The organism is Pseudomonas kilonensis, assembly GCF_001269885.1.
GTDB lineage: Bacteria > Pseudomonadota > Gammaproteobacteria > Pseudomonadales > Pseudomonadaceae > Aquipseudomonas > Aquipseudomonas kilonensis.
In genome coordinates this window covers 1-19,170 of sequence record NZ_LHVH01000032.1, presented here as the reverse complement: position 1 = coordinate 19,170, position 19,170 = coordinate 1, and the positions used below count along the sequence as shown (strand labels likewise).

The 19,170-nt window shown below is 59.6% G+C and carries 19 protein-coding genes; 12 read left to right on the top strand and 7 right to left on the bottom strand.

The features are described 5' to 3' along the window. Positions 1–147 precede the first annotated feature (147 nt). Entirely contained in the window at positions 148–882 is a 735-nt protein-coding gene (locus AD662_RS23465; protein WP_053189822.1) for a YiaD family glycine zipper/OmpA-like lipoprotein, read from the top strand. Between the two features lie 264 nt (positions 883–1,146). Here the strand turns inward: AD662_RS23465 and AD662_RS23460 are convergent, their stop codons facing one another. Continuing rightward, positions 1,147–1,581 carry a Z-ring associated ZapG family protein gene (locus AD662_RS23460; protein ID WP_014340085.1) on the bottom strand — a complete coding sequence of 145 codons (435 nt, stop codon included), beginning with the start codon at positions 1,579–1,581 and terminating at the stop codon, positions 1,147–1,149. A gap of 147 nt (positions 1,582–1,728) precedes the next feature. On the opposite strand from AD662_RS23460, the gene AD662_RS23455 reads away from it, so the two are divergent. The 3 genes from AD662_RS23455 to zapE all read left to right on the top strand — a co-directional run bounded on the left by AD662_RS23455 (position 1,729) and on the right by zapE (position 4,935). Beyond that, positions 1,729–2,358, top strand: coding sequence for an alpha/beta hydrolase (locus tag AD662_RS23455; RefSeq protein WP_053189821.1), 630 nt, complete (start codon positions 1,729–1,731; stop codon positions 2,356–2,358). A gap of 24 nt (positions 2,359–2,382) precedes the next feature. After that, positions 2,383–3,738 (top strand): tryptophan--tRNA ligase, encoded by a 1,356-nt coding sequence (locus AD662_RS23450; protein ID WP_053189820.1) that lies wholly within the window; start codon positions 2,383–2,385, stop codon positions 3,736–3,738. Positions 3,739–3,840: 102 nt separating this feature from the next. Beyond that, positions 3,841–4,935, top strand: a complete 1,095-nt coding sequence (zapE, locus tag AD662_RS23445; protein ID WP_053189819.1) for a cell division protein ZapE — start codon at positions 3,841–3,843, stop codon at positions 4,933–4,935. 193 nt (positions 4,936–5,128) lie between these two features. Here zapE and AD662_RS23440 read toward each other — a convergent pair whose 3' ends face one another. Beyond that, a complete protein-coding gene (locus AD662_RS23440) occupies positions 5,129–6,025 on the bottom strand; it encodes a GlxA family transcriptional regulator (RefSeq protein WP_172436044.1) in 897 nt (298 codons plus the stop codon). Positions 6,026–6,269: 244 nt separating this feature from the next. On the opposite strand from AD662_RS23440, the gene AD662_RS23435 reads away from it, so the two are divergent. After that, on the top strand, positions 6,270–7,406 hold the full coding sequence (locus AD662_RS23435; RefSeq protein ID WP_003205367.1) for an acyl-CoA dehydrogenase family protein: 1,137 nt from the start codon (positions 6,270–6,272) through the stop codon (positions 7,404–7,406). Between the two features lie 129 nt (positions 7,407–7,535). On the opposite strand, the gene AD662_RS23430 is transcribed toward AD662_RS23435, so the two are convergent. Continuing rightward, the gene (locus AD662_RS23430; RefSeq protein WP_053189818.1) at positions 7,536–8,576 is read right to left on the bottom strand and encodes an NADP(H)-dependent aldo-keto reductase; all 1,041 of its coding nucleotides are present in this window, start codon (positions 8,574–8,576) and stop codon (positions 7,536–7,538) included. Positions 8,577–8,821: 245 nt separating this feature from the next. Between AD662_RS23430 and rplM the strand changes: the two genes are divergently transcribed. From rplM to AD662_RS23395, 7 genes are all read left to right on the top strand, one after another. Further along, positions 8,822–9,250, top strand: a complete 429-nt coding sequence (gene rplM, locus AD662_RS23425; RefSeq protein ID WP_003205365.1) for a 50S ribosomal protein L13 — start codon at positions 8,822–8,824, stop codon at positions 9,248–9,250. A 14-nt stretch (positions 9,251–9,264) separates the two neighbouring features. After that, positions 9,265–9,657, top strand: a complete 393-nt coding sequence (gene rpsI, locus AD662_RS23420; RefSeq protein ID WP_003205364.1) for a 30S ribosomal protein S9 — start codon at positions 9,265–9,267, stop codon at positions 9,655–9,657. Positions 9,658–9,913: 256 nt separating this feature from the next. Beyond that, the gene (gene petA, locus AD662_RS23415) at positions 9,914–10,507 is read left to right on the top strand and encodes a ubiquinol-cytochrome c reductase iron-sulfur subunit (protein ID WP_018604281.1); all 594 of its coding nucleotides are present in this window, start codon (positions 9,914–9,916) and stop codon (positions 10,505–10,507) included. Continuing rightward, on the top strand, positions 10,507–11,718 hold the full coding sequence (locus AD662_RS23410; RefSeq protein WP_014340078.1) for a cytochrome b: 1,212 nt from the start codon (positions 10,507–10,509) through the stop codon (positions 11,716–11,718). Before petA ends, AD662_RS23410 begins: the two co-directional genes overlap by 1 nt. After that, positions 11,718–12,500, top strand: a complete 783-nt coding sequence (locus AD662_RS23405) for a cytochrome c1 (RefSeq protein WP_018604286.1) — start codon at positions 11,718–11,720, stop codon at positions 12,498–12,500. Before AD662_RS23410 ends, AD662_RS23405 begins: the two co-directional genes overlap by 1 nt. Before the next feature lie 151 nt (positions 12,501–12,651). Further along, positions 12,652–13,269 carry a glutathione S-transferase N-terminal domain-containing protein gene (locus AD662_RS23400; RefSeq protein WP_003178195.1) on the top strand — a complete coding sequence of 206 codons (618 nt, stop codon included), beginning with the start codon at positions 12,652–12,654 and terminating at the stop codon, positions 13,267–13,269. Between the two features lie 16 nt (positions 13,270–13,285). After that, positions 13,286–13,699, top strand: a complete 414-nt coding sequence (locus tag AD662_RS23395; RefSeq protein WP_018604290.1) for a ClpXP protease specificity-enhancing factor — start codon at positions 13,286–13,288, stop codon at positions 13,697–13,699. A gap of 1,093 nt (positions 13,700–14,792) precedes the next feature. Here the strand turns inward: AD662_RS23395 and AD662_RS23390 are convergent. From AD662_RS23390 to AD662_RS23375, 4 genes are all read right to left on the bottom strand, one after another. After that, entirely contained in the window at positions 14,793–15,371 is a 579-nt protein-coding gene (locus AD662_RS23390; RefSeq protein WP_003178201.1) for a BON domain-containing protein, read from the bottom strand. Then, positions 15,368–15,961 carry a phosphoheptose isomerase gene (locus AD662_RS23385; protein WP_007904374.1) on the bottom strand — a complete coding sequence of 198 codons (594 nt, stop codon included), beginning with the start codon at positions 15,959–15,961 and terminating at the stop codon, positions 15,368–15,370. Before AD662_RS23385 ends, AD662_RS23390 begins: the two co-directional genes overlap by 4 nt. Before the next feature lie 102 nt (positions 15,962–16,063). Further along, positions 16,064–16,426 (bottom strand): YraN family protein, encoded by a 363-nt coding sequence (locus AD662_RS23380; RefSeq protein ID WP_014340075.1) that lies wholly within the window; start codon positions 16,424–16,426, stop codon positions 16,064–16,066. Then, the gene (locus tag AD662_RS23375; RefSeq protein ID WP_018606067.1) at positions 16,426–18,237 is read right to left on the bottom strand and encodes a penicillin-binding protein activator; all 1,812 of its coding nucleotides are present in this window, start codon (positions 18,235–18,237) and stop codon (positions 16,426–16,428) included. The genes AD662_RS23380 and AD662_RS23375 overlap by 1 nt, the downstream gene beginning before the upstream one ends. Positions 18,238–19,170 lie beyond the last annotated feature (933 nt).

The following is a 19,170-nucleotide window of genomic DNA, read 5'->3' as shown; positions in this document are numbered from 1 at the left end:
GTTCGCCCGGACGACGAATTCTTATTGGTCAGCCGGGCGAAGCGCGACGCAGCGCGACGGAATTTTTAACGATTGCCGCGTTCCAACGCCTGCCAGAGTCGATTGCCTACACTTTGGCATTCAGACTGAAAACCCAGGAGCATCTTCATGTTCACCTCGCGTCGCTTGATCGTTGTCGTAACTGCCGTGGCCTTGTTGTCCGGCTGTGCGTCGCCTAACCCCTATGACAACCAGGGCCAGGCCTCTACCGAATCGTCGGGCATGAGCAAAACCGCCAAGTACGGCGGCCTCGGTGCACTGGCGGGTGCGTTGGCCGGTGCGGCCATCGGTCACGATAACCGTGGCAAGGGTGCGTTGATCGGTGCAGCGGTGGTGGGGGCTTCCGCGGCCGGTTACGGCTACTACGCCGACCAGCAGGAAAAGAAGCTGCGCGCGAGCATGGCCAATACCGGCGTTGAAGTGCAGCGCCAGGGCGACCAGATCAAGCTGATCATGCCGGGCAACATCACCTTCGCCACCGACTCGGCGAACATCGCCTCCAGCTTCTACCAGCCCCTGAACAACCTGGCCAACTCCCTCAAGGAGTTCAACCAGAACCAGATCGAAATCGTCGGCTACACCGACAGCACCGGCAGCCGCCAGCACAACATGGACCTGTCCCAGCGTCGTGCGCAGAGCGTGGCGACCTACCTGACGTCCCAGGGCGTGAGCGGTGCCAACCTGTCGGCCCGTGGCGCCGGCCCGGACAACCCGGTGGCCAGCAACGGAGACGTCAATGGCCGTGCGCAAAACCGTCGTGTCGAGGTCAACCTCAAGGCCATTCCCGGCCAGCAGTACCAGGCGCCGCAGCAGCAGGGCCAGACTTACCAGCAGTACCCGTAAGCGCTGGGCGGTAAATGAAAAGGGGGCTCTGGAAACAGGGCCCTTTTTTTGTCAGTCAGTTTCTATCCGCCTGATGCAGCCCCTTGTGGTGAGGAGATTTGTGGGAGCAAAGCTTGCTCGCGATGGCGGTGTGTCTGAGACGGTGATGTTGGATGTGCAGGCGTCATCGCGAGCAAGCTCGCTCCCACAGGGGGATTTTCTTGAGGCAATAAAAAAGCCCGCCCGATCATGTGATCGGGCGGGCTTTTAGGTGTTGCCTGGAAATTACTTCTTCAAACCGTAATGCTCATCGAGCATGCCGGGCGAATTCGGGGCCTTGGGGGCGTAGTCCCGGGGCGGTTCCTGATCCTTTGGCGGGGTCAGGCGTTCCCGTGGCGTCTGTGCCGAATCGGCTTGCAGGGCGGCCAACAGGCGTTGGCGAGTCTGCTCGTCCAGGGCCAGGCGATTGGCACCCTCGGACAAATGATCCTGGACTTCCTGGTAGCTCTGGGTGAGTTTTTTCACCAGGGACGCGGTGCTGTTGAAGTGGGTGACCACTTCATTCTGATAACTGTCGAAACGTTCCTGAATGTCGTCCAGCTGACGTTGCGTGCTGTTGGGCACCGCGTTGGGCAGCAGTCGGGCAAGCAGGAATCCAATGGCGACACCGGCAACCAGGGCAAGAGTCGGCAACAACCAAACTAAGAGCGAGTGTTCCACGAGTCCTTCCTCTATAAACGGCTTTGCTTTACGTTAACGGCTCGGACCTGCGCTGTATACCGCGAAGAACATCGCAATCATGCCAGGCACAGACTTTAGCTAGACGAGTCGACCCAATTCGAGGTCACGGAGTTCTTTCCCTTGCTTATGCGCGAAACCCCTGTAGTCATCGATGGCCCGGTGGGCCAACTGGAAGCCTTGTACCTGGACAGCGAGGCTCCCCGTGGCCTGGCGCTGATCTGCCACCCGAACCCGGTGCAGGGCGGGACCATGCTCAACAAAGTGGTCTCGACCCTGCAACGCACTGCCCGCGATGCTGGCCTGGTTACGTTGCGTTTCAATTATCGTGGCGTGGGTGCCAGTGCCGGCACTCATGACATGGGCACCGGCGAAGTGGACGACGCCCAGGCTGTCGCCCAATGGCTGCGGGAAAAATACCCGCAATTACCCCTGACCCTGTTCGGTTTTTCCTTTGGCGGCTTTGTCGCCGCCAGCCTGGGCGGGCGCCTGGAAGCCCAGGGTCAGTCGGCCAAGCACTTGTTCATGGTGGCCCCAGCGGTGATGCGCCTGGACGAGCAGTCGCCCTTGCCGATGGGCGGCGAGTTGACCGTGATCCAGCCGGAAACCGACGAAGTCGTCGATCCGCAGCTGGTTTACGAATGGTCCGACACGCTCCAACGTCCCCATGAGCTGCTGAAAGTGGCAGAATGCGGACACTTTTTTCATGGCAAGCTGACCGATCTCAAGGATCTGATCCTGCCGCGCCTCTCGAATTGACAGCAGTCTGACAAGCGATAACCCATGACGACGCGTACCCGTATCCTGACCGGCATCACCACCACCGGCACCCCGCACCTGGGCAACTATGCCGGCGCCATCCGTCCGGCGATCCTCGCCAGCCGCGACAGCAACGCCGATTCGTTCTACTTCCTGGCTGACTACCACGCCCTGATCAAGTGCGATGACCCGCTGCGTATCCAGCGTTCGCGCCTGGAAATCGCCGCTACATGGCTGGCCGGCGGCCTGGATGTGGACCGCGTGACGTTCTATCGCCAGTCCGATATTCCCGAGATCCCGGAGCTGACCTGGCTGCTGACCTGCGTCGCCGCCAAGGGCCTGCTCAACCGCGCCCACGCCTACAAGGCGTCGGTGGACAAGAACGTCGAGACCGGCGAAGACCCGGACGCCGGCATCACCATGGGGCTGTACAGCTACCCGGTGTTGATGGCCGCCGACATCCTGATGTTCAACGCCCACAAGGTGCCGGTCGGTCGCGACCAGATCCAGCACGTGGAAATGGCCCGCGACATCGGCCAGCGCTTTAACCACCTGTTCGGCCAGGGCAAGGAGTTCTTCACCATGCCCGAGGCGCTGATCGAGGAAAGCGTCGCCACGCTGCCGGGCCTCGATGGCCGCAAGATGTCCAAGAGCTACGACAACACCATCCCGTTGTTCAGCAGCGCCAAGGACATGAAGGACGCGATTTCGCGAATCGTCACCGACTCCCGCGCCCCGGGCGAAGCCAAGGATCCGGACAATTCGCACCTGTTCACCCTGTTCCAGGCCTTCGCCACTGCCGCACAGTCCGCGGAGTTCCGCAGCGAACTGCTACAAGGCCTGGGTTGGGGCGAAGCCAAGAACCGCCTGTTCCAGTTGCTCGACAGCGAGCTGGGTGAAGCGCGTGAGCGTTATCACCAGTTCATCGAGCGTCCGTCGGACCTTGAAGACATCCTGCAACTGGGCGCGAAAAAAGCCCGGGCCGTGGCAACGCCGTTCCTCAACGAACTGCGCGAGGCCGTTGGCCTGCGTTCGTTTGTCAGCCAGGTCCAGGTGGCCGCCAGCACCAAGAAGAAAGCCGCCAAGGCTGCACGCTTTGTCAGCTTCCGCGAAGACGACGGCAGTTTCCGCTTCCGACTGCTGGCCGCCGACGGCGAGCAACTGTTGCTGTCGCGCAACTTTACCGATGGCAAGGCGGCCGGCCAGGTCACCAAGCAACTGCAAGCCGGCCAGCCGCTGGATGTACGAAGCGACGACCTGGGTTTCAGCGTCTGGCTCGACGGCGAGTGCGTGGCGAATAGCCCAGCCTTTGCTGACAGCGCCGCGCGGGATGCCGCCGTCGATGCGTTGCGCGTTGCCTTGACGCCTGCCCAGGACTGATCCCGACACGTCACCCGACCATCGGCCCGAATAAGGGCCGATTGCCATTCCTCTGGGCCGTCGCTACAGTGACGGCCCGTTTTTGTTGCCTTGCTAACGAATATGACGCCCCTAGAACGATATCAAGCTGATCTGAAACGCCCGGAGTTCTTCCACGATGCAGCCCAGGAAACGGCGGTGCGGCATTTGCAGCGCCTGTACGATGACCTGGTCGCGGCCTCGAACAACAAGCCCGGCCTGTTGGGCAAACTGTTCGGCAAAAAGGACCAGGCTCCGGTCAAGGGCCTGTATTTCTGGGGCGGCGTGGGCCGTGGCAAGACCTACCTGGTGGACACCTTCTTCGAAGCGTTGCCGTTCAAGGAGAAGACACGGACGCACTTCCACCGCTTCATGAAGCGCGTGCACGAGGAAATGAAGACCCTGGGCGGCGAGAAGAACCCGCTGACCCTCATCGCCAAGCGATTTTCCGACGAGACCCGGGTGATCTGCTTCGATGAGTTCTTCGTTTCCGACATCACCGACGCCATGATCCTCGGCACCTTGATGGAAGAGCTGTTCAAGAACGGCGTGACCTTGGTCGCCACCTCGAACATCGTGCCGGACGGCCTGTACAAGGACGGCCTGCAGCGGGCGCGTTTCCTGCCGGCCATTGCGCTGATCAAGGAACACACTGAAATCGTCAACGTCGACAGCGGCGTCGACTACCGCCTGCGTCACCTCGAACAAGCGGAGCTGTTCCACTTTCCGCTGGATGCCGCTGCCCAGGAGAGCCTGCGCAAGAGCTTCCGCGCCCTGACGCCGGAATGCACCCAGGCCGTGGAAAATGATGTATTGGTCATCGAAAATCGCGAAATCCGCGCCGTGCGTACGTGCGATGACGTGGCCTGGTTCGACTTCCGCGAACTGTGCGACGGCCCCCGCAGCCAGAACGACTACATCGAACTGGGCAAGATCTTCCACGCCGTGCTGCTGAGCAACGTCGAGCAGATGAGCGTCACCACCGACGACATCGCCCGTCGATTCATCAACATGGTCGACGAGTTCTACGACCGTAACGTGAAGCTGATCATTTCGGCCGAAGTCGAACTCAAGGACCTCTACACCGGCGGTCGCTTGACCTTCGAATTCCAGCGGACCTTGAGTCGCTTGCTGGAGATGCAGTCCCACGAATTCCTGGCGCGGGCGCATAAGCCGTAGGGAAATTCGGAACACCAAAAAAGGCCTGCGATTGCGGGCCTTTTTTGTACGCGTGAGTTTGAGCAGTTCACTGCATAACCCTGTGGGAGCGGGCTTGCTCGCGAAGAGGGCGGCATGTTCAGCATCGATGCAAGCTGACCCACCGCTTTCGCGAGCAAGCCCGCTCCCACACTGGATCGTATTCAGTTTCGGTTCACGCCGCCTGCTGAAACTGCTGCCGATACTGGTTCGGCGACAGGTCGGTATGTTGCCGGAACAACCGGGCAAAGAAGCTCGCGTCGTCGTAGCCGACTTCATAGCTGATGGTCTTGATGCTCTTGCGGCTGCCGGAGAGCAGGCCCTTGGCGGTTTCGATCCGTAGCCGTTGCAGATAATGCAGCGGTTTGTCACCGGTGGCGGTCTGGAAGCGGCGCATGAAATTGCGGATGCTCATGCCATGTTCCCGGGCAACATCCTCGAAGCGGAATTTATCGGCGAAGTGCTCTTCGAGCCATTGCTGGATCTGCAGGATGATCACGTCCTGGTGCAGTTTCTGCCCGCCGAAGCCGATCCGCCCTGGCGAATAGCTGCGCTGCACTTCATACAAGATATCCCGCGCCACGGCCTGGGCGACGTTGGCGCCACAGAAGCGTTCAATGAGGTAAATGTAGAGGTCGCAGGCTGAGGTCGTGCCGCCGGCGCAGAATAGGTTGTCGGCGTCGGTCAGGTGCTTGTCCTGGTTCAGGTATACCTGGGGGAAGCGTTCCTTGAAGGCGTTGAAGAAACGCCAGTAGGTGGTGGCTTCCTTGCCATCGAGCAGCCCGGCCTCGGCCAGCCAGAACACCCCGGTGGCTTCGCCGCAGAGTACTGCGCCGCGCGCGTGTTGTTCGCGCAGCCAGGGCAAGACCTGGGGATAACGTTGGCAGAGGGTGGTGAAATCATCCCAGAAGGCCGGCAGGATGATGACGTCGGTATTTTCCAGGCCACCGTCCACCGGCATGATCACGTCGCTGAAACTGTTCACCGGTTTGCCATCGGGGCTGACCAGCCGGGTTTCAAACGCCGGGGTCAGGCCGTGGCCCAGTTGTTTGCCATAGCGCAGGCTGGCCAGGTGGAAAAAATCCTTGGCTTGCATGAGGGTGGAGGCGAAGACCCGGTCGACTGCCAGGATGCTGACGCGCCGCAAGGGCGTGGAGGCGTGCATAGACATAGTTCATCTTTATTTTTATAGGGGAAAGTGGTCAACAGACGGCTGGATCGTCTTATTTTTTGTCGGATGTGTCCAGTGTCCTGTCGCACACCGCAGGCTTAGGCTCTGTCGGATAACCATGCCCAACAATAACCAAAGGTGCGCCATGATCCCAAGAACACTGTTCAGTCCCGAGCACGAATTGTTTCGCGACAGCGTACGAACCTTCCTTGAAAAAGAAGCCGTGCCGTACCACAGCCAGTGGGAAAAACAGGGGCATGTCGATCGCCAACTCTGGAACAAGGCGGGGGAGGCGGGCATGTTGTGCTCGCACCTTCCTGAAGCCTATGGGGGGCTGGACGCAGATTTTCTCTACAGCACGGTGGTGATCGAGGAGATCGGGCGCCTGGGGCTGACGGGGATCGGCTTCTCGCTGCATTCCGACATCGTTGCGCCGTACATCCTGCACTACGGCAGCGAAGCGCTGAAACACAAGTACCTGCCGAAGCTGGTGTCTGGCGAAATGGTCACGGCCATCGCCATGACCGAGCCGGGCGCCGGTTCCGACCTGCAAGGGGTAAAGACCACGGCGGTGCTGGACGGTGATGAATATGTCATCAACGGCTCGAAGACCTTCATCACCAACGGCTTCCTGGCAGACCTGGTGATCGTGGTCGCCAAGACCGATCCGAAGGCCGGCGCCAAGGGCACCAGCCTGTTCCTGGTGGAAGCGGGTACGCCAGGCTTTGAGAAGGGCAAGCGCCTGGAAAAAGTCGGCATGAAGGCCCAGGACACGTCGGAATTGTTCTTCCAGGATGTCCGTGTACCGAAGGAGAACCTGCTCGGGCAGGCCGGCATGGGCTTCGCCTACTTGATGCAGGAGCTACCCCAGGAGCGCCTGACCGTCGCCATAGGCGGCCTGGCGTCAGCCGAAGCGGCGCTGCAATGGACCCTGGACTACACCCGCGAGCGCAAGGCGTTCGGCAAATCCATCGCGGACTTCCAGAACACCCGTTTCAAGCTCGCGGAAATGGCCACCGAAATCCAGATCGGCCGGGTCTTCGTCGACCGCTGCCTGGAATTGCACCTGCAAGGCAAGCTGGACGTGCCGACGGCGGCGATGGCCAAGTACTGGGGCACTGACCTGCAATGCAAGGTGCTCGACGAATGCGTGCAGTTGCATGGTGGCTACGGCTTCATGTGGGAATACCCGATTGCCCGGGCGTGGGCGGATGCGCGGGTGCAGCGGATCTATGCCGGGACCAATGAGATCATGAAGGAGATCATTGCGCGGTCGCTTTGATGTCGTAGTGACTGTTAGGCCGCTATCGCGAGCAGGCTCGCTCCCACAGGGGTTGTATGTCGATCACAAATGAGTGGTCAGACATAAATCCAATGTGGGAACGAGCTTGCTCGCGATGAGGCCTATGGATCAAGGCGCCGGGTTCGGCTGATCCTTGTGAATCGCCTCGATCCCCGCCAGCACTTCATCCGACAGTTTCAGCTCGAAACTGGCGATGTTGCTGTCCAGTTGCTCCAGCGTGGTGGCGCCAATGATGTTGCTGGTCACGAACGGCTGCCGGGTGACGAACGCCAGGGCCATCTGCGCCGGGTCCAGGCCATGTTCACGGGCCAGGGCGACATAACGGCTGCACGCTGCTTCCGATTGTGGGTTGAAGTAGCGCATGAAGCGGCTGTACAGCGTCAGGCGGCCCTTGGCGGGCCGTGCGCCGTTTTCGTATTTGCCCGATAGAAAGCCAAATGCCAGTGGCGAGTAAGCCAGCAGGCCGCATTGCTCGCGAATGGCGATTTCCGACAGGCCGATCTCGAAGCTGCGGTTGAGCAGGTTGTACGGGTTCTGGATCGACACCGCCCGCGGCCAGCCACGGGCCTCGGCCAGGGCGAGGAATTTCATGGTGCCCCACGGCGTTTCGTTGGACAGGCCGATATGGCGGATCTTGCCGGCGCGAACCTGTTCGTCCAGGGCTTCGAGGGTTTCCTCCAGCGGGGTGAACGTTTCGTCGGACTTGTGCTGGTAACCCAGTTGACCAAAGAAGTTGGTGCTGCGCTCCGGCCAATGCAGCTGGTAAAGATCGATCCAGTCGGTCTGCAGGCGCTTGAGGCTGGCGTCCACGGCTTCGACGATGTGGCGGCGGTTGTGCTTGAGGTTCTTGTCGCGGATGTAGTCGATGGTATTGCCGGGGCCGGCGATCTTGCTCGCCAGGATCCAGTCGGCACGGTCGCCGCGACTCTTGAAGTAATTGCCGATGTAGCGTTCGGTGGTGGCGTAGGTTTCGGCCTTGGGTGGCACCGGGTACATCTCGGCGGTGTCGATGAAATTGATGCCGGCAGCCTTGGCGCGTTCGATCTGGGCGAAGGCCTCGGCCTCGCTGTTCTGCTCACCCCAGGTCATGGTTCCGAGGCACAGGGCACTCACGTTCAGATCGGTACGGCCTAGCGGGCGATAGTCCATCGGGAGCTCCTTGGGCAAAACAATCATAAAAGCAGGTTGAAATATTTTTCGCAATCTGCATAATTGCGCACCTCTTTCTGCAGTGGAAGTGATGCGCCGCCGCCGAAGAATCTTGCCGTTGAACGGACGCGCCGACCCGAGCCCCCGAAAGCGTCTGTATCCGGCTGCCTTTGACTTGTCAAAGTACGCACTATTCAGTAAGATCCGCCGTCTAATTTACAGGGCGGCCCCTGAGGCTATAAAGAATGAAAACTTTTACTGCTAAACCGGAAACAGTAAAGCGCGACTGGTTTGTCGTCGACGCTGCTGGTCAGACCCTGGGTCGTCTGGCCACCGAAATCGCGAGCCGTCTGCGTGGCAAGCACAAGCCTGAGTACACCCCTCACGTTGACACCGGTGACTACATCGTCGTGATCAACGCTGAGCAAGTACGTGTTACTGGCGCTAAAACCACTGACAAAATGTACTACTCCCACTCCGGTTTTCCTGGCGGCATCAAGTCGATCAACTTTGAAAAGCTGATCGCCAAAGCCCCTGAGCGCGTGATCGAGACCGCGGTTAAAGGCATGCTGCCTAAGAACCCACTGGGTCGCGACATGTATCGTAAGCTGAAGGTTTATGCGGGCGCTGCTCACCCTCATACTGCTCAGCAGCCCCAAGAACTGAAGTTTTAACGGAATAGTTCATTATGTCGGCGACTCAAAATTACGGCACTGGCCGTCGCAAGACTGCAACCGCACGCGTTTTCCTGCGTCCGGGCACTGGTAACATCTCCATCAACAACCGCTCCCTGGATAACTTCTTCGGCCGCGAAACTGCCCGCATGGTAGTTCGTCAGCCGCTGGAACTGACCGAGACCGTCGAAAAATTCGACATCTACGTCACTGTTATCGGTGGTGGTGTAAGTGGTCAAGCTGGCGCAATCCGCCACGGCATCACTCGCGCCCTGATGGATTACGACGAGACTCTGCGTGGTGCTCTGCGCAAAGCCGGCTTCGTAACTCGCGATGCTCGCGAAGTTGAACGTAAGAAAGTCGGTCTGCGTAAAGCGCGTAAGCGTCCGCAGTACTCGAAGCGTTAATTTCGCTTCCGCTTTCAAAAGGCGCCCAGTTCCTCACGGAGCTGGGCGTTTTTTTATGGGCAAAAGAATTGCTCTGTGACAACTTGCCACATTCGTAGAGCCCCTATACTACAAGGCTTGGCGGTTTGGCCGCATGGTAATTACCTTGTCAGAATTGGGGCTTTTCATTACCATTCGGCAAAATTTTTATAAGTTCAGATTTTTACTTAGTAGACGCCTGATCTAACAGGCCACAAAGCTGATGGGAGAGGACTGAATGAGCAATGACGGCGTGAATGCAGGCCGGCGTCGCTTCCTGGTAGCAGCCACATCCGTGGTGGGTGCTGCAGGAGCGGTGGGGGCTGCGGTCCCGTTCGTGGGGTCATGGTTTCCCAGTGCCAAGGCGAAAGCCGCAGGTGCACCGGTGAAAGTGAATGTCAGCAAGATCGAGCCAGGCCAGCAGATGATTGCTGAATGGCGCGGCCAGCCGGTGTTCATCGTCCGCCGTACAGAGGAAATCCTGGGGAATCTGAAAAAGATCGAGGGTCAGTTGTCCGACCCGTCCTCCAAGAACTCGGTCCAACCGGAATACGTCAATCCTGAAACGCGTTCGATCAAGCCAGAGGTTTTGCTGCTGATCGGAATTTGTACGCACCTGGGTTGCTCGCCAACGTTCCGTCCTGAAGTGGCTCCTGTCGATCTGGGCAAGGACTGGGTCGGTGGTTATTTCTGCCCTTGCCACGGCTCCCACTACGACCTGGCTGGTCGCGTCTACAAGTCGCAGCCTGCACCTCTGAACCTGCCAGTTCCCCCGCATTCCTATGAGACCGACGACATCATTGTCATCGGCGTCGATACGGAGAAAGCGTGATGAGCAAATTCATGGATTGGGTTGATGCGCGCTTTCCCGCGACCAAAATGTGGGAAGACCATCTCAGCAAGTATTACGCTCCGAAGAACTTCAACTTTTTCTACTTTTTTGGCTCCCTGGCGCTGCTCGTTCTGGTCAACCAGATCGTTACCGGTGTCTGGCTGACCATGAGCTACACCCCGTCGGCGGAAGAAGCGTTTGCTTCCGTCGAATACATCATGCGCGACGTCGAGTACGGCTCGATCCTGCGTCTGCTGCACTCCACCGGCGCTTCGGCGTTCTTCATCGTGGTCTACCTGCACATGTTCCGTGGCCTGCTCTACGGTTCGTACCAGAAGCCTCGTGAACTGGTGTGGGTCTTCGGCATGCTGATCTACCTGGCGCTGATGGCCGAGGCCTTCATGGGCTACCTGCTGCCGTGGGGCCAGATGTCCTACTGGGGTGCCCAGGTGATCATCTCGCTGTTCGGTGCGATCCCGGTCATCGGTGACGACCTGACCCAGTGGATTCGTGGTGACTACCTGATCTCGGGCATTACCCTGAACCGCTTCTTCGCCCTGCACGTGGTCGCGCTGCCGATCGTGATCCTTGGCCTGGTGGTGTTGCACATCCTGGCCTTGCACGAAGTTGGCTCGAACAACCCGGATGGCGTGGACATCAAGAAGCACAAGGACGAGAACGGCATACCGCTGGATGGCATCGCCTTCCACCCGTACTACACCGTGAAAGATATCGTCGGCGTGGTGGTCTTCCTGTTCATCTTCTGCTCCATCGTGTTCTTCTTCCCGGAAATGGGTGGTTATTTCCTCGAGAAGCCGAACTTCGAGCAGGCGAACGCCTTCAAGACCCCTGAGCACATTGCCCCGGTCTGGTACTTCACGCCGTTCTACGCGATCCTGCGGGCGATCCCGGACAAGCTGCTGGGCGTTATCGCCATGGGCGCGGCCATCGCTGTGCTGTTCGTCCTGCCGTGGCTGGACCGCAGCCCCGTCAAGTCGATGCGCTACAAAGGCTGGCTGAGCAAGATCTGGCTCGTGGTGTTCTGCATCTCGTTCGTGATCCTCGGCGTGTTGGGTGTGCTGGCGCCGACGCCAGGACGCACGTTGCTGTCGCAGGTTTGCACCTTCCTGTACTTCGCCTACTTCATTCTGATGCCGTTCTACACCAGGCTCGAGAAGACCAAACCGGTTCCGGAAAGGGTGACTGGCTGATGAAAAAGCTATTTGCTGTACTGATTCTCGCGGCTATGCCTGCACTGTCCTTTGCTTCTGCCTCTGCTGGTCCGGAGCTGGAAAAAGTCGACATCGACGTTTCCGACAAAGCGGCCATGCAGGACGGCGCACGTACGTTCGCCAACTACTGCATGGGTTGCCACAGTGCCAAGTTCCAGCGCTACGAGCGCGTTGCCGATGACCTGGGCATTCCTCATGAGCTGATGCTCGAGAAAGTGGTGTTCACCGGTGCCAAGCTGGGCGATCACATGACCATCGGCATGCAGCCTGCGGACGCCAAGACCTGGTTCGGCGCCGCGCCGCCGGACCTGACCCTGGTCGCCCGTGTGCGTGGGACTGACTGGCTTTATGGTTACCTGCGTTCGTTCTACGAAGATCCTGCGCGTCCATGGGGCGTGAACAACAAGGTCTTCCCGAACGTCGGCATGCCTAACGTTCTGGTCGGCCTCCAGGGTCGCCAGGTGGTAGGCTGCAAACAGGTTCAGATCGTTGAGGACGGTAAGAAGCAATTCGATCCGCTGACCGGCACCGCTTTGACGCATGAAGCCTGCGACCAGCTGACTGTATTGCCGAACACCGGCAGCCTGACGCCGGAGCAGTTCGACGAGAAGGTCAAGAATCTGGTGACCTTCCTGGCCTACTCGGCCAACCCGGTGAAGCTGGAGCATCAGCGCATCGGTACCTATGTATTGCTGTACCTGGCGTTTTTCTTCGTATTCGCTTACCTGCTCAAGCGTGAATACTGGAAAGACGTGCATTGATAAAGCTGTAAGCCATTGCTGTTAATCGTGCGCGCCCAAGGGCGTCTCTAGACATGTAACGAGCCTGGCTCGCCAGGTGTTACGGGAGACGCCCTCTGGGCGCGCTCGTTTTTCCGTTTTTCGATAATTTCAACAAGCGAGGAGGATCGCCATGGGCGTGACCAATCGGTTGGCCTGTTACTCCGACCCCGCCGACCACTATTCCCACCGGGTACGCATCGTACTGGCAGAGAAGGGTGTCAGCGCCGAGATCATTTACGTTGAAGCGGGCCGTCAGCCGCCGAAGCTGATCGAGGTGAACCCTTACGGCAGCCTGCCCACACTGGTCGATCGTGACCTGGCTTTGTGGGAGTCGACCGTGGTGATGGAATATCTGGATGAGCGTTATCCGCATCCACCTTTACTGCCGGTGTACCCTGTCGCGCGTGCCAACAGCCGTTTGCTGATCCATCGCATCCAGCGTGACTGGTGCGGGTTGGTGGATCTGATCCTGGATTCTCGGACCAAGGAGCCGGCGCGGGTCGTCGCGCGCAAGGAATTGCGTGAAAGCCTGACTGGCGTATCGCCACTGTTCGTCGATAAGCCGTTTTTCCTCAGTGAGGAACAAAGTCTGGTGGATTGCTGCCTATTGCCCATACTCTGGCGTTTGCCGATTCTGGGTATCGAACTGCCGCGGCCTGCCAAGCCGCTGCTTGATTATATGGAGCGCCAATTCGCGCGTGAGGCTTTCCAGGCGAGTCTGTCTGGCGTCGAACGTGACATGCGCTAAGGCTTAAGGAGCCGCTATGAACTCCAGTCGACCTTATCTGGTCCGCGCGCTCTACGAGTGGATTGTGGACAACGATTGCACCCCGCACATGCTGGTCAACGCCGAGTTTCCGTCGGTGCAGGTGCCGCAGGGTTTTGCCAATGACGGGCAAATTGTCTTGAACGTGTCGCCAGCCGCTGTGCGTCACCTGCACATGGATAATGATGCTGTCAGCTTCGAAGGGCGCTTCGGTGGTGTGCCGCACACTTTGTACGTGCCTATTGCTGCGATCCTGGGGATTTATGCTCGGGAGAATGGCCAGGGCATGGTGTTTGAGCTGGAAGCGCCGATTGATGGCGAAGAAGAGTTCGAGCCGGATGATGATCTGCCGCCACCGGATGACGAGCCGCCGCGTCCTAGCGGGCGGCCGAGTCTGAAAGTGGTGAAGTAGGTAGATATGTGCCGGATACAGGCTGTTTGAAAGCTTGGTGACTTGGTTAAGAAAATGCCCGTGTCGTGAGATGTGGGCATTTTTTTTGTGTCATGGTTGGTGTGTATATCCGTTGCTGCGGTAACGGCCGCTTTGGGTTCCGCCCTGACGGCGGGTCACTTTCGAAAAGCGCGAAAGTAACCAAAGCGCTTTTGCCCCACCACTTGGTGCCTCGCCTAGGCTCGGCATGCCCTCACTCCGGCATTGCTCCGTGGGCCCGCCGCGAAGGGCCATCCATGGCCCAGCGCGGCTAACCCGGCATCCATGCCGGGATGCCCACTGCGCAATGCCTGCGTTCGGCCAGCGTGGTTAACGGGGCGCCGAGATCAACGTCCACCGCGAGGCGGCCTAACAGCCGACCTGACTCTCCCGGTCGTACACCCGTTAGATCTGTGGGAGCAAAGCTTGCTCGCGATAGCGGTCTGTCAGGCAACATCAATACTGACTGCCCCGCCGCCATCGCGAGCAAGCTCCCACACATTCGATTTTCAGTGAACACAAAACTTATGCTCAACACAGTCCCTCTGCGGGAGCGGGCTTGCTCGCGAAGAGGTCAGCACATCCAACATCATCATCGACTGTGACGCCGCCATCGCGAGCAAGCCCGCTCCCACAGGAGAAACGCGGTCCCCATCAAGAACCAGGTCGGCTCTAAGGCCGCCTCGCGGTGGACGTTGATCTCGGGCGCCCCGTTAACCACGCTGGCTGAACGGAGGTGTTGTGGAGTGGGTAGCCCGGCATGGATGCCGGGTTAGCCGCGCTGGGCCATGGATGGCCCTTCGCGGCGGGCCCACGGAGCAATGCCTTCGTTCAGGCATGCCGAGCCTAGGCGAGGCACCGAGTGGTGGGGCAGGAGCGTTTTGCTTACTTTTGACTGGGCCGGCTCCCGGGCTTCTCAAAAGTGAGCCGCTGTAAGAGCGGAACCCTAAGCCGCCGTTACCGCAGCAACGGATATACACACCGATCACACCCCAAAAAAAGCGAAGCCCAAAAAAAACGGTGCTTTCCGTCTCGGAAGAAGCGCCGTTTTTCTTGAGCAACTGAAATTCAATAATCAGTCAATGTACTCAAACAACTTGACGATTTTCTGCACCCCAGACACACCTTGCACCAGGTTGGTCGCCTGCGCAGCCTCTTTTTTGGTCAACAACCCCAGCAAATAGACGATGCCATTCTCAGTCACAACCTTGATACGCGAGCCGGGAATGCTGGCGTCGGTGAGCATCTGGGTCTTGATCTTGGTGGTCAACCAGGCGTCGTTCTGGCGTGCCAGCAGCGAGGAGGGTTGCAGGACCTGCAGTTCGTTGTGCACGGTCTTGACCCGTTGCACGGCGCTGGCTTCCTGTTCGGCCTTGGCCTTGAGGTCGGCGCGCGGGGTCTGGCCGGCCAGCAGTACGACGCCGTTGAAGCTGGTGACGACGATGTGCGAGTTGTTGTCCAGGTCCGGGTCGGCCTTGGCGATGTTCACGCCTACCTTGGTTTCAATCAGGGAGTCGTCGATCTTGCTGCCGAAGGTGCGGGTGCCGCGGTCATCTTCAATCGGCTTTTCCCGGCTGGCGTTAACCACCGATGTGCAGCCGCTGATGCCGAGGCACAGGGTCAGGGCCAGTAGGCCTAGGCGATTAGGGGTCATTCTTCACTCCCGAACAGTTGGCTGTCGATCAAGTCGCAAAGGCAGTGGATCGCCAGCAGGTGGACTTCCTGGATACGTGCGGTGACATTGGCCGGTACGCGGATCTCGACGTCTTCTGGCAAGAGCAGGGACGCCATGCCGCCGCCGTCACGACCGGTCAATGCTACGACAATCATTTCGCGATCATGTGCGGCCTGGATCGCTTGAATAATATTGGCCGAATTGCCGCTGGTGGAAATCGCCAGCAGTACATCGCCGGGTTGGCCCAGGGCGCGGATCTGTTTGGAGAAAATTTCGTTGTAGCTGTAGTCGTTGGCGATCGAGGTGATCGTCGAGCTGTCGGTGGTCAGGGCGATCGCTGGCAGGCTCGGGCGCTCGCGCTCGAAGCGGTTGAGCAGTTCCGAAGAGAAGTGCTGTGCGTCGCCGGCCGAACCGCCGTTGCCGCACGAAAGCATCTTGCCCTCGTTGAGCAACGCGTTGACCATCACTTGGCTGGCTTGCTCGATGTGCGGTGCAAGTACGTCCATCGCCTGTTGCTTGGTGTCGATACTGGCCTGAAAAAGCTGGCGAATTCGCGATTGCATGTCCATCTGTGTGACCTTAAGTAGCGCGGCTTATCGGCACAAACATGTGCGGCGCGCAAAGCAAAGAGCAAAAAAGTTAGGTGAAGGTGTCCGGCTCGGCATGGGCGCTCAACTGTCGAAAGCGTTCTGCAGCCAGTTCAACTGAGCGGCGTTGCTGTCGATGGCAACCACGTCGAAGCGGCAGGGATGATCGGCCCAGCGAGACTCGCGTTGCAGAAAATACTGCGCGGCGAAAATCAGCTTCTGGCGCTTGCGCTCGTCAATGCTGTCGAGCGCGCCACCCCATTGAGTATTTTTTCTGTAGCGGACTTCGACGAATACTACTGTATCGCCGTCAAGCATGACCAGATCAAGCTCGCCGCGTTTACACAACCAGTTCTGCGCCACCAGCCGCAGGCCTTGTTGCTGGAGATGCGCGAGGGCCTGGCCCTCGGCATCCCGTCCGCTTTGCTGGCGTGATCGGTCAGGCATCAGCGCTGGGTATCCGGCAGCCGCTGCACCTGGCCGTTGACGAACTCGGCCCATGGCAGTTGACGCTGTACGCGCTGGGTTGGAGACACTGCCAGGCTGCCCGACAGGCCTTCGATTCGGCTGTCCGGCAACGTCTTGAGCTGACCCAGGCGCGGTGCCAGGCGATAGGCGTCTGCACCCATCGCGTACAACCGACCCAGGCTGCCGCCCGCCTGGGGCCACTGGGCGGTGACCTGCTTGCGCAGCGGGTCATTGGCGTCGAGCAGCCACGGGGTTTCGCAGAAGCGGATACCGCTCATGTCGTTATATTGATTCTGGTCGCCGCTGGCGCTGAACACTGAAGACGTCGCGTAGACCGGCACGTCGCCAGCGTACTGGAAGTTCAGGGTCGGCTTGATCTGCTGGGCCTGTTGCGGCGTCGATGCCAGGAAGATGAACTCGATGTCCTGGCGACGGGACGGCTGGGCCGCGACCGTGGTGCCAACGGTGCTTTGCAGGCTCTTGGCGCGACCTTCGCTCTGGCGCAGCTGGAACATGTCGGCGATCTGCTGGGCCAGTTGGACCGGTTGGTCGACCCGTTCGATTGCGATGATGGTACCGCCATTGGCCTGCCAGTCCTGGCTGAAGGCTTTCAGTACACGATCGCCCCATTCACTCTTCGGTACCATGACGGCGGCGCGATGCAGGCCGTCGGCGCGGGCGCGGCGGGAGACTTCGCGAGCTTCATCCTCCGGTGCCAGGCCGAACTGGAACAGTTGCGGTGGCCCCTGCTCGCCTTCGCTGTAGTTCAGCGCCAGGGTGGTGATCGGCAGTTGCGGGCGGGTGCTGATTTGCTTGACCAGTGGTTTTTCCAGCGGTCCGACTACCAGCTGCACGCCATCGGCCTGGGCCTTGCGATAGAACTCGTCCATGGAGGTCAGGCTGGAGCTGTCGTAGAGCTGGATGCTTGGCGGCTTCTGCCCGGCCTGCTGGGCCTGGTAGTGCGCGGCCATGAAGCCCTCACGCAAGGCCTTGGCAACTGCAGCCAACGGGCCATTCTGTGGCAGCAGCAGGGCAATCTTGCTCAGCGGCTGGCTCGCCAGTTCCTTGAGCTTGACCAGGGGGGTAGGCAACTGCAGGGCGGCGGGGTGCTTCGGGTTCTGTTCGCGCCAGTGGTCGATGGCCGCCTGCTGTTGTTCCAGGGTGCCGGCGGTCTTGACGGCCTGGGCCAGGCTCAGCCAACCGCCTAGGTCGTCGTTGGCGCTTGGCTGCAACTGATCGGTGGGCAGCGAGGCGATCAACGACCAGATGGCTTCGTGGTTTTTTGCCGCAGCGTCGTTTTCCAGCAGGGGCGCGATGAAAATGCGCTCCTTGGCGGCGGCCAGGGTCTGGCCATCGGCCTCCAGGGCGCGGGCGCGGACGGTACCGGTACGGACCTGCTGCTCCACCGGCATTTCGCTCAGGTGTTGCAGGCTTGGGTGGCTCAGGGCGGTCAGTGCCGCCTTGGGCTGGTTGCGGGTCATCGCCAGTTCAGCCGACAGCGTGCTGGCGAAAATCTGCTGGCCGGGCTTGAGTTGCTCCATCGGCACTTGTTGCAGGATCTGTGCGGACTGGCCGGCATTGCCCTGGCGGTAGGCCAGGTCAGCAGCGCTCAGGCGCAGCAGGGCGGCTTTTTCCGGATTCTTGCTTTGAGTGGCCTGTTCGAGCAACTGCTCGATACTGGCATCCGGGGTGCGTGGGAGTTCGCCAAGGCTGGACGAGGGCGAGCTGGCGCAGGCCGCCAGGAGGGCAGCGAGGCAGAGGGCGGAGAGCAGCCGCAGGCAAGCGATCATGTAAGTGTTCCTGATACGAGATCAAATAAGCGTCGAATTGTACCCAAGCACTGGCCGGGGCGCGATGTTAGTGGTGTGAATCGATCAATTTAGGTATTTCAAAGAGTGCGGTGCACCACAAAAGACGGGGATATTGACCTCCGTGGTGAGGGAGCAAGCTCCTATCAAAAAAAAACGCAAGCAATTGATTTTCTATAACAAACTCCAGGTCAAGGCTTCACGGTAGCGAAAAGGTTCAATTTCCACGGGAAATGTGGTGCCCAGAATCTATGGTCAACTATCAGACCGCCTTCGCGAGCAAGCTCGCTCCCACAATTGGACCGGAGTACGACCGGACGAGCCAGGTCGGCTACTAGGCCGCCTCGGCGTGGACGTTGATCTCGGGCGCCCCGTTAACCACGCTGGCCGAACGCAGGCATTGCGCAGTGGGCATCCCGGCATGGATGCCGGGATAGCCGCGCTGGGCCATGGATGGCCCTTCGCGGCGGGCCCACGGAGCAATGCCGGAGTGAGGGCACGCCGAGCCTAGGCGAGGTGCCGAGTGGTGGGGCAGAAGCGTTTTGCTTACTTTTGCGCTTCTCAAAAGTGAGCCGCCGTCAGGGCGGAACCCTAAGTGGCCGTTACCGCAGCGATGGATATGTACTCGGCCATAATCCTGGCCAACTGTCAGACTGACTTCGTGCGCAAGCTCCTATTCAAAAACTCAGGTATCTGATCTTCTAAATAGATTCCAAGACGCAGGCTACACAGTGGCGAAAGGGTTCACTCTCCTATACGTGGTCACAGCATGCTATGCCAACAACGACTCCACGCCGATACCGTGTGGGCCGCTCTCCCTCTCGGGTGCGAACACGCCAGTGATAACTGCGGCCTCTGTCCTGCGCGCACCTCCTATCTGAGGCCGAATAATTGTTTGCTGCGCGACAGCGCAGC

Excerpts from the sequence above, each read along its gene's own strand:
- AD662_RS23385 (WP_007904374.1), bottom strand. The coding sequence starts at position 15,961 with ATGGACATGCAATCGCGAATTCGCCAGCTTTTTCAGGCCAGTATCGAC.
- petA (WP_018604281.1), top strand. The coding sequence starts at position 9,914 with ATGAGCAATGACGGCGTGAATGCAGGCCGGCGTCGCTTCCTGGTAGCA.
- zapE (WP_053189819.1), top strand. The coding sequence starts at position 3,841 with ATGACGCCCCTAGAACGATATCAAGCTGATCTGAAACGCCCGGAGTTC.
- AD662_RS23465 (WP_053189822.1), top strand. The coding sequence starts at position 148 with ATGTTCACCTCGCGTCGCTTGATCGTTGTCGTAACTGCCGTGGCCTTG.
- AD662_RS23435 (WP_003205367.1), top strand. The coding sequence starts at position 6,270 with ATGATCCCAAGAACACTGTTCAGTCCCGAGCACGAATTGTTTCGCGAC.
- AD662_RS23455 (WP_053189821.1), top strand. The coding sequence starts at position 1,729 with ATGCGCGAAACCCCTGTAGTCATCGATGGCCCGGTGGGCCAACTGGAA.
- AD662_RS23405 (WP_018604286.1), top strand. The coding sequence starts at position 11,718 with ATGAAAAAGCTATTTGCTGTACTGATTCTCGCGGCTATGCCTGCACTG.
- AD662_RS23450 (WP_053189820.1), top strand. The coding sequence starts at position 2,383 with ATGACGACGCGTACCCGTATCCTGACCGGCATCACCACCACCGGCACC.
- rpsI (WP_003205364.1), top strand. The coding sequence starts at position 9,265 with ATGTCGGCGACTCAAAATTACGGCACTGGCCGTCGCAAGACTGCAACC.
- AD662_RS23400 (WP_003178195.1), top strand. The coding sequence starts at position 12,652 with ATGGGCGTGACCAATCGGTTGGCCTGTTACTCCGACCCCGCCGACCAC.
- AD662_RS23380 (WP_014340075.1), bottom strand. The coding sequence starts at position 16,426 with ATGCCTGACCGATCACGCCAGCAAAGCGGACGGGATGCCGAGGGCCAG.
- AD662_RS23375 (WP_018606067.1), bottom strand. The coding sequence starts at position 18,237 with ATGATCGCTTGCCTGCGGCTGCTCTCCGCCCTCTGCCTCGCTGCCCTC.
- AD662_RS23395 (WP_018604290.1), top strand. The coding sequence starts at position 13,286 with ATGAACTCCAGTCGACCTTATCTGGTCCGCGCGCTCTACGAGTGGATT.
- AD662_RS23410 (WP_014340078.1), top strand. The coding sequence starts at position 10,507 with ATGAGCAAATTCATGGATTGGGTTGATGCGCGCTTTCCCGCGACCAAA.
- AD662_RS23390 (WP_003178201.1), bottom strand. The coding sequence starts at position 15,371 with ATGACCCCTAATCGCCTAGGCCTACTGGCCCTGACCCTGTGCCTCGGC.
- rplM (WP_003205365.1), top strand. The coding sequence starts at position 8,822 with ATGAAAACTTTTACTGCTAAACCGGAAACAGTAAAGCGCGACTGGTTT.
- AD662_RS23430 (WP_053189818.1), bottom strand. The coding sequence starts at position 8,576 with ATGGACTATCGCCCGCTAGGCCGTACCGATCTGAACGTGAGTGCCCTG.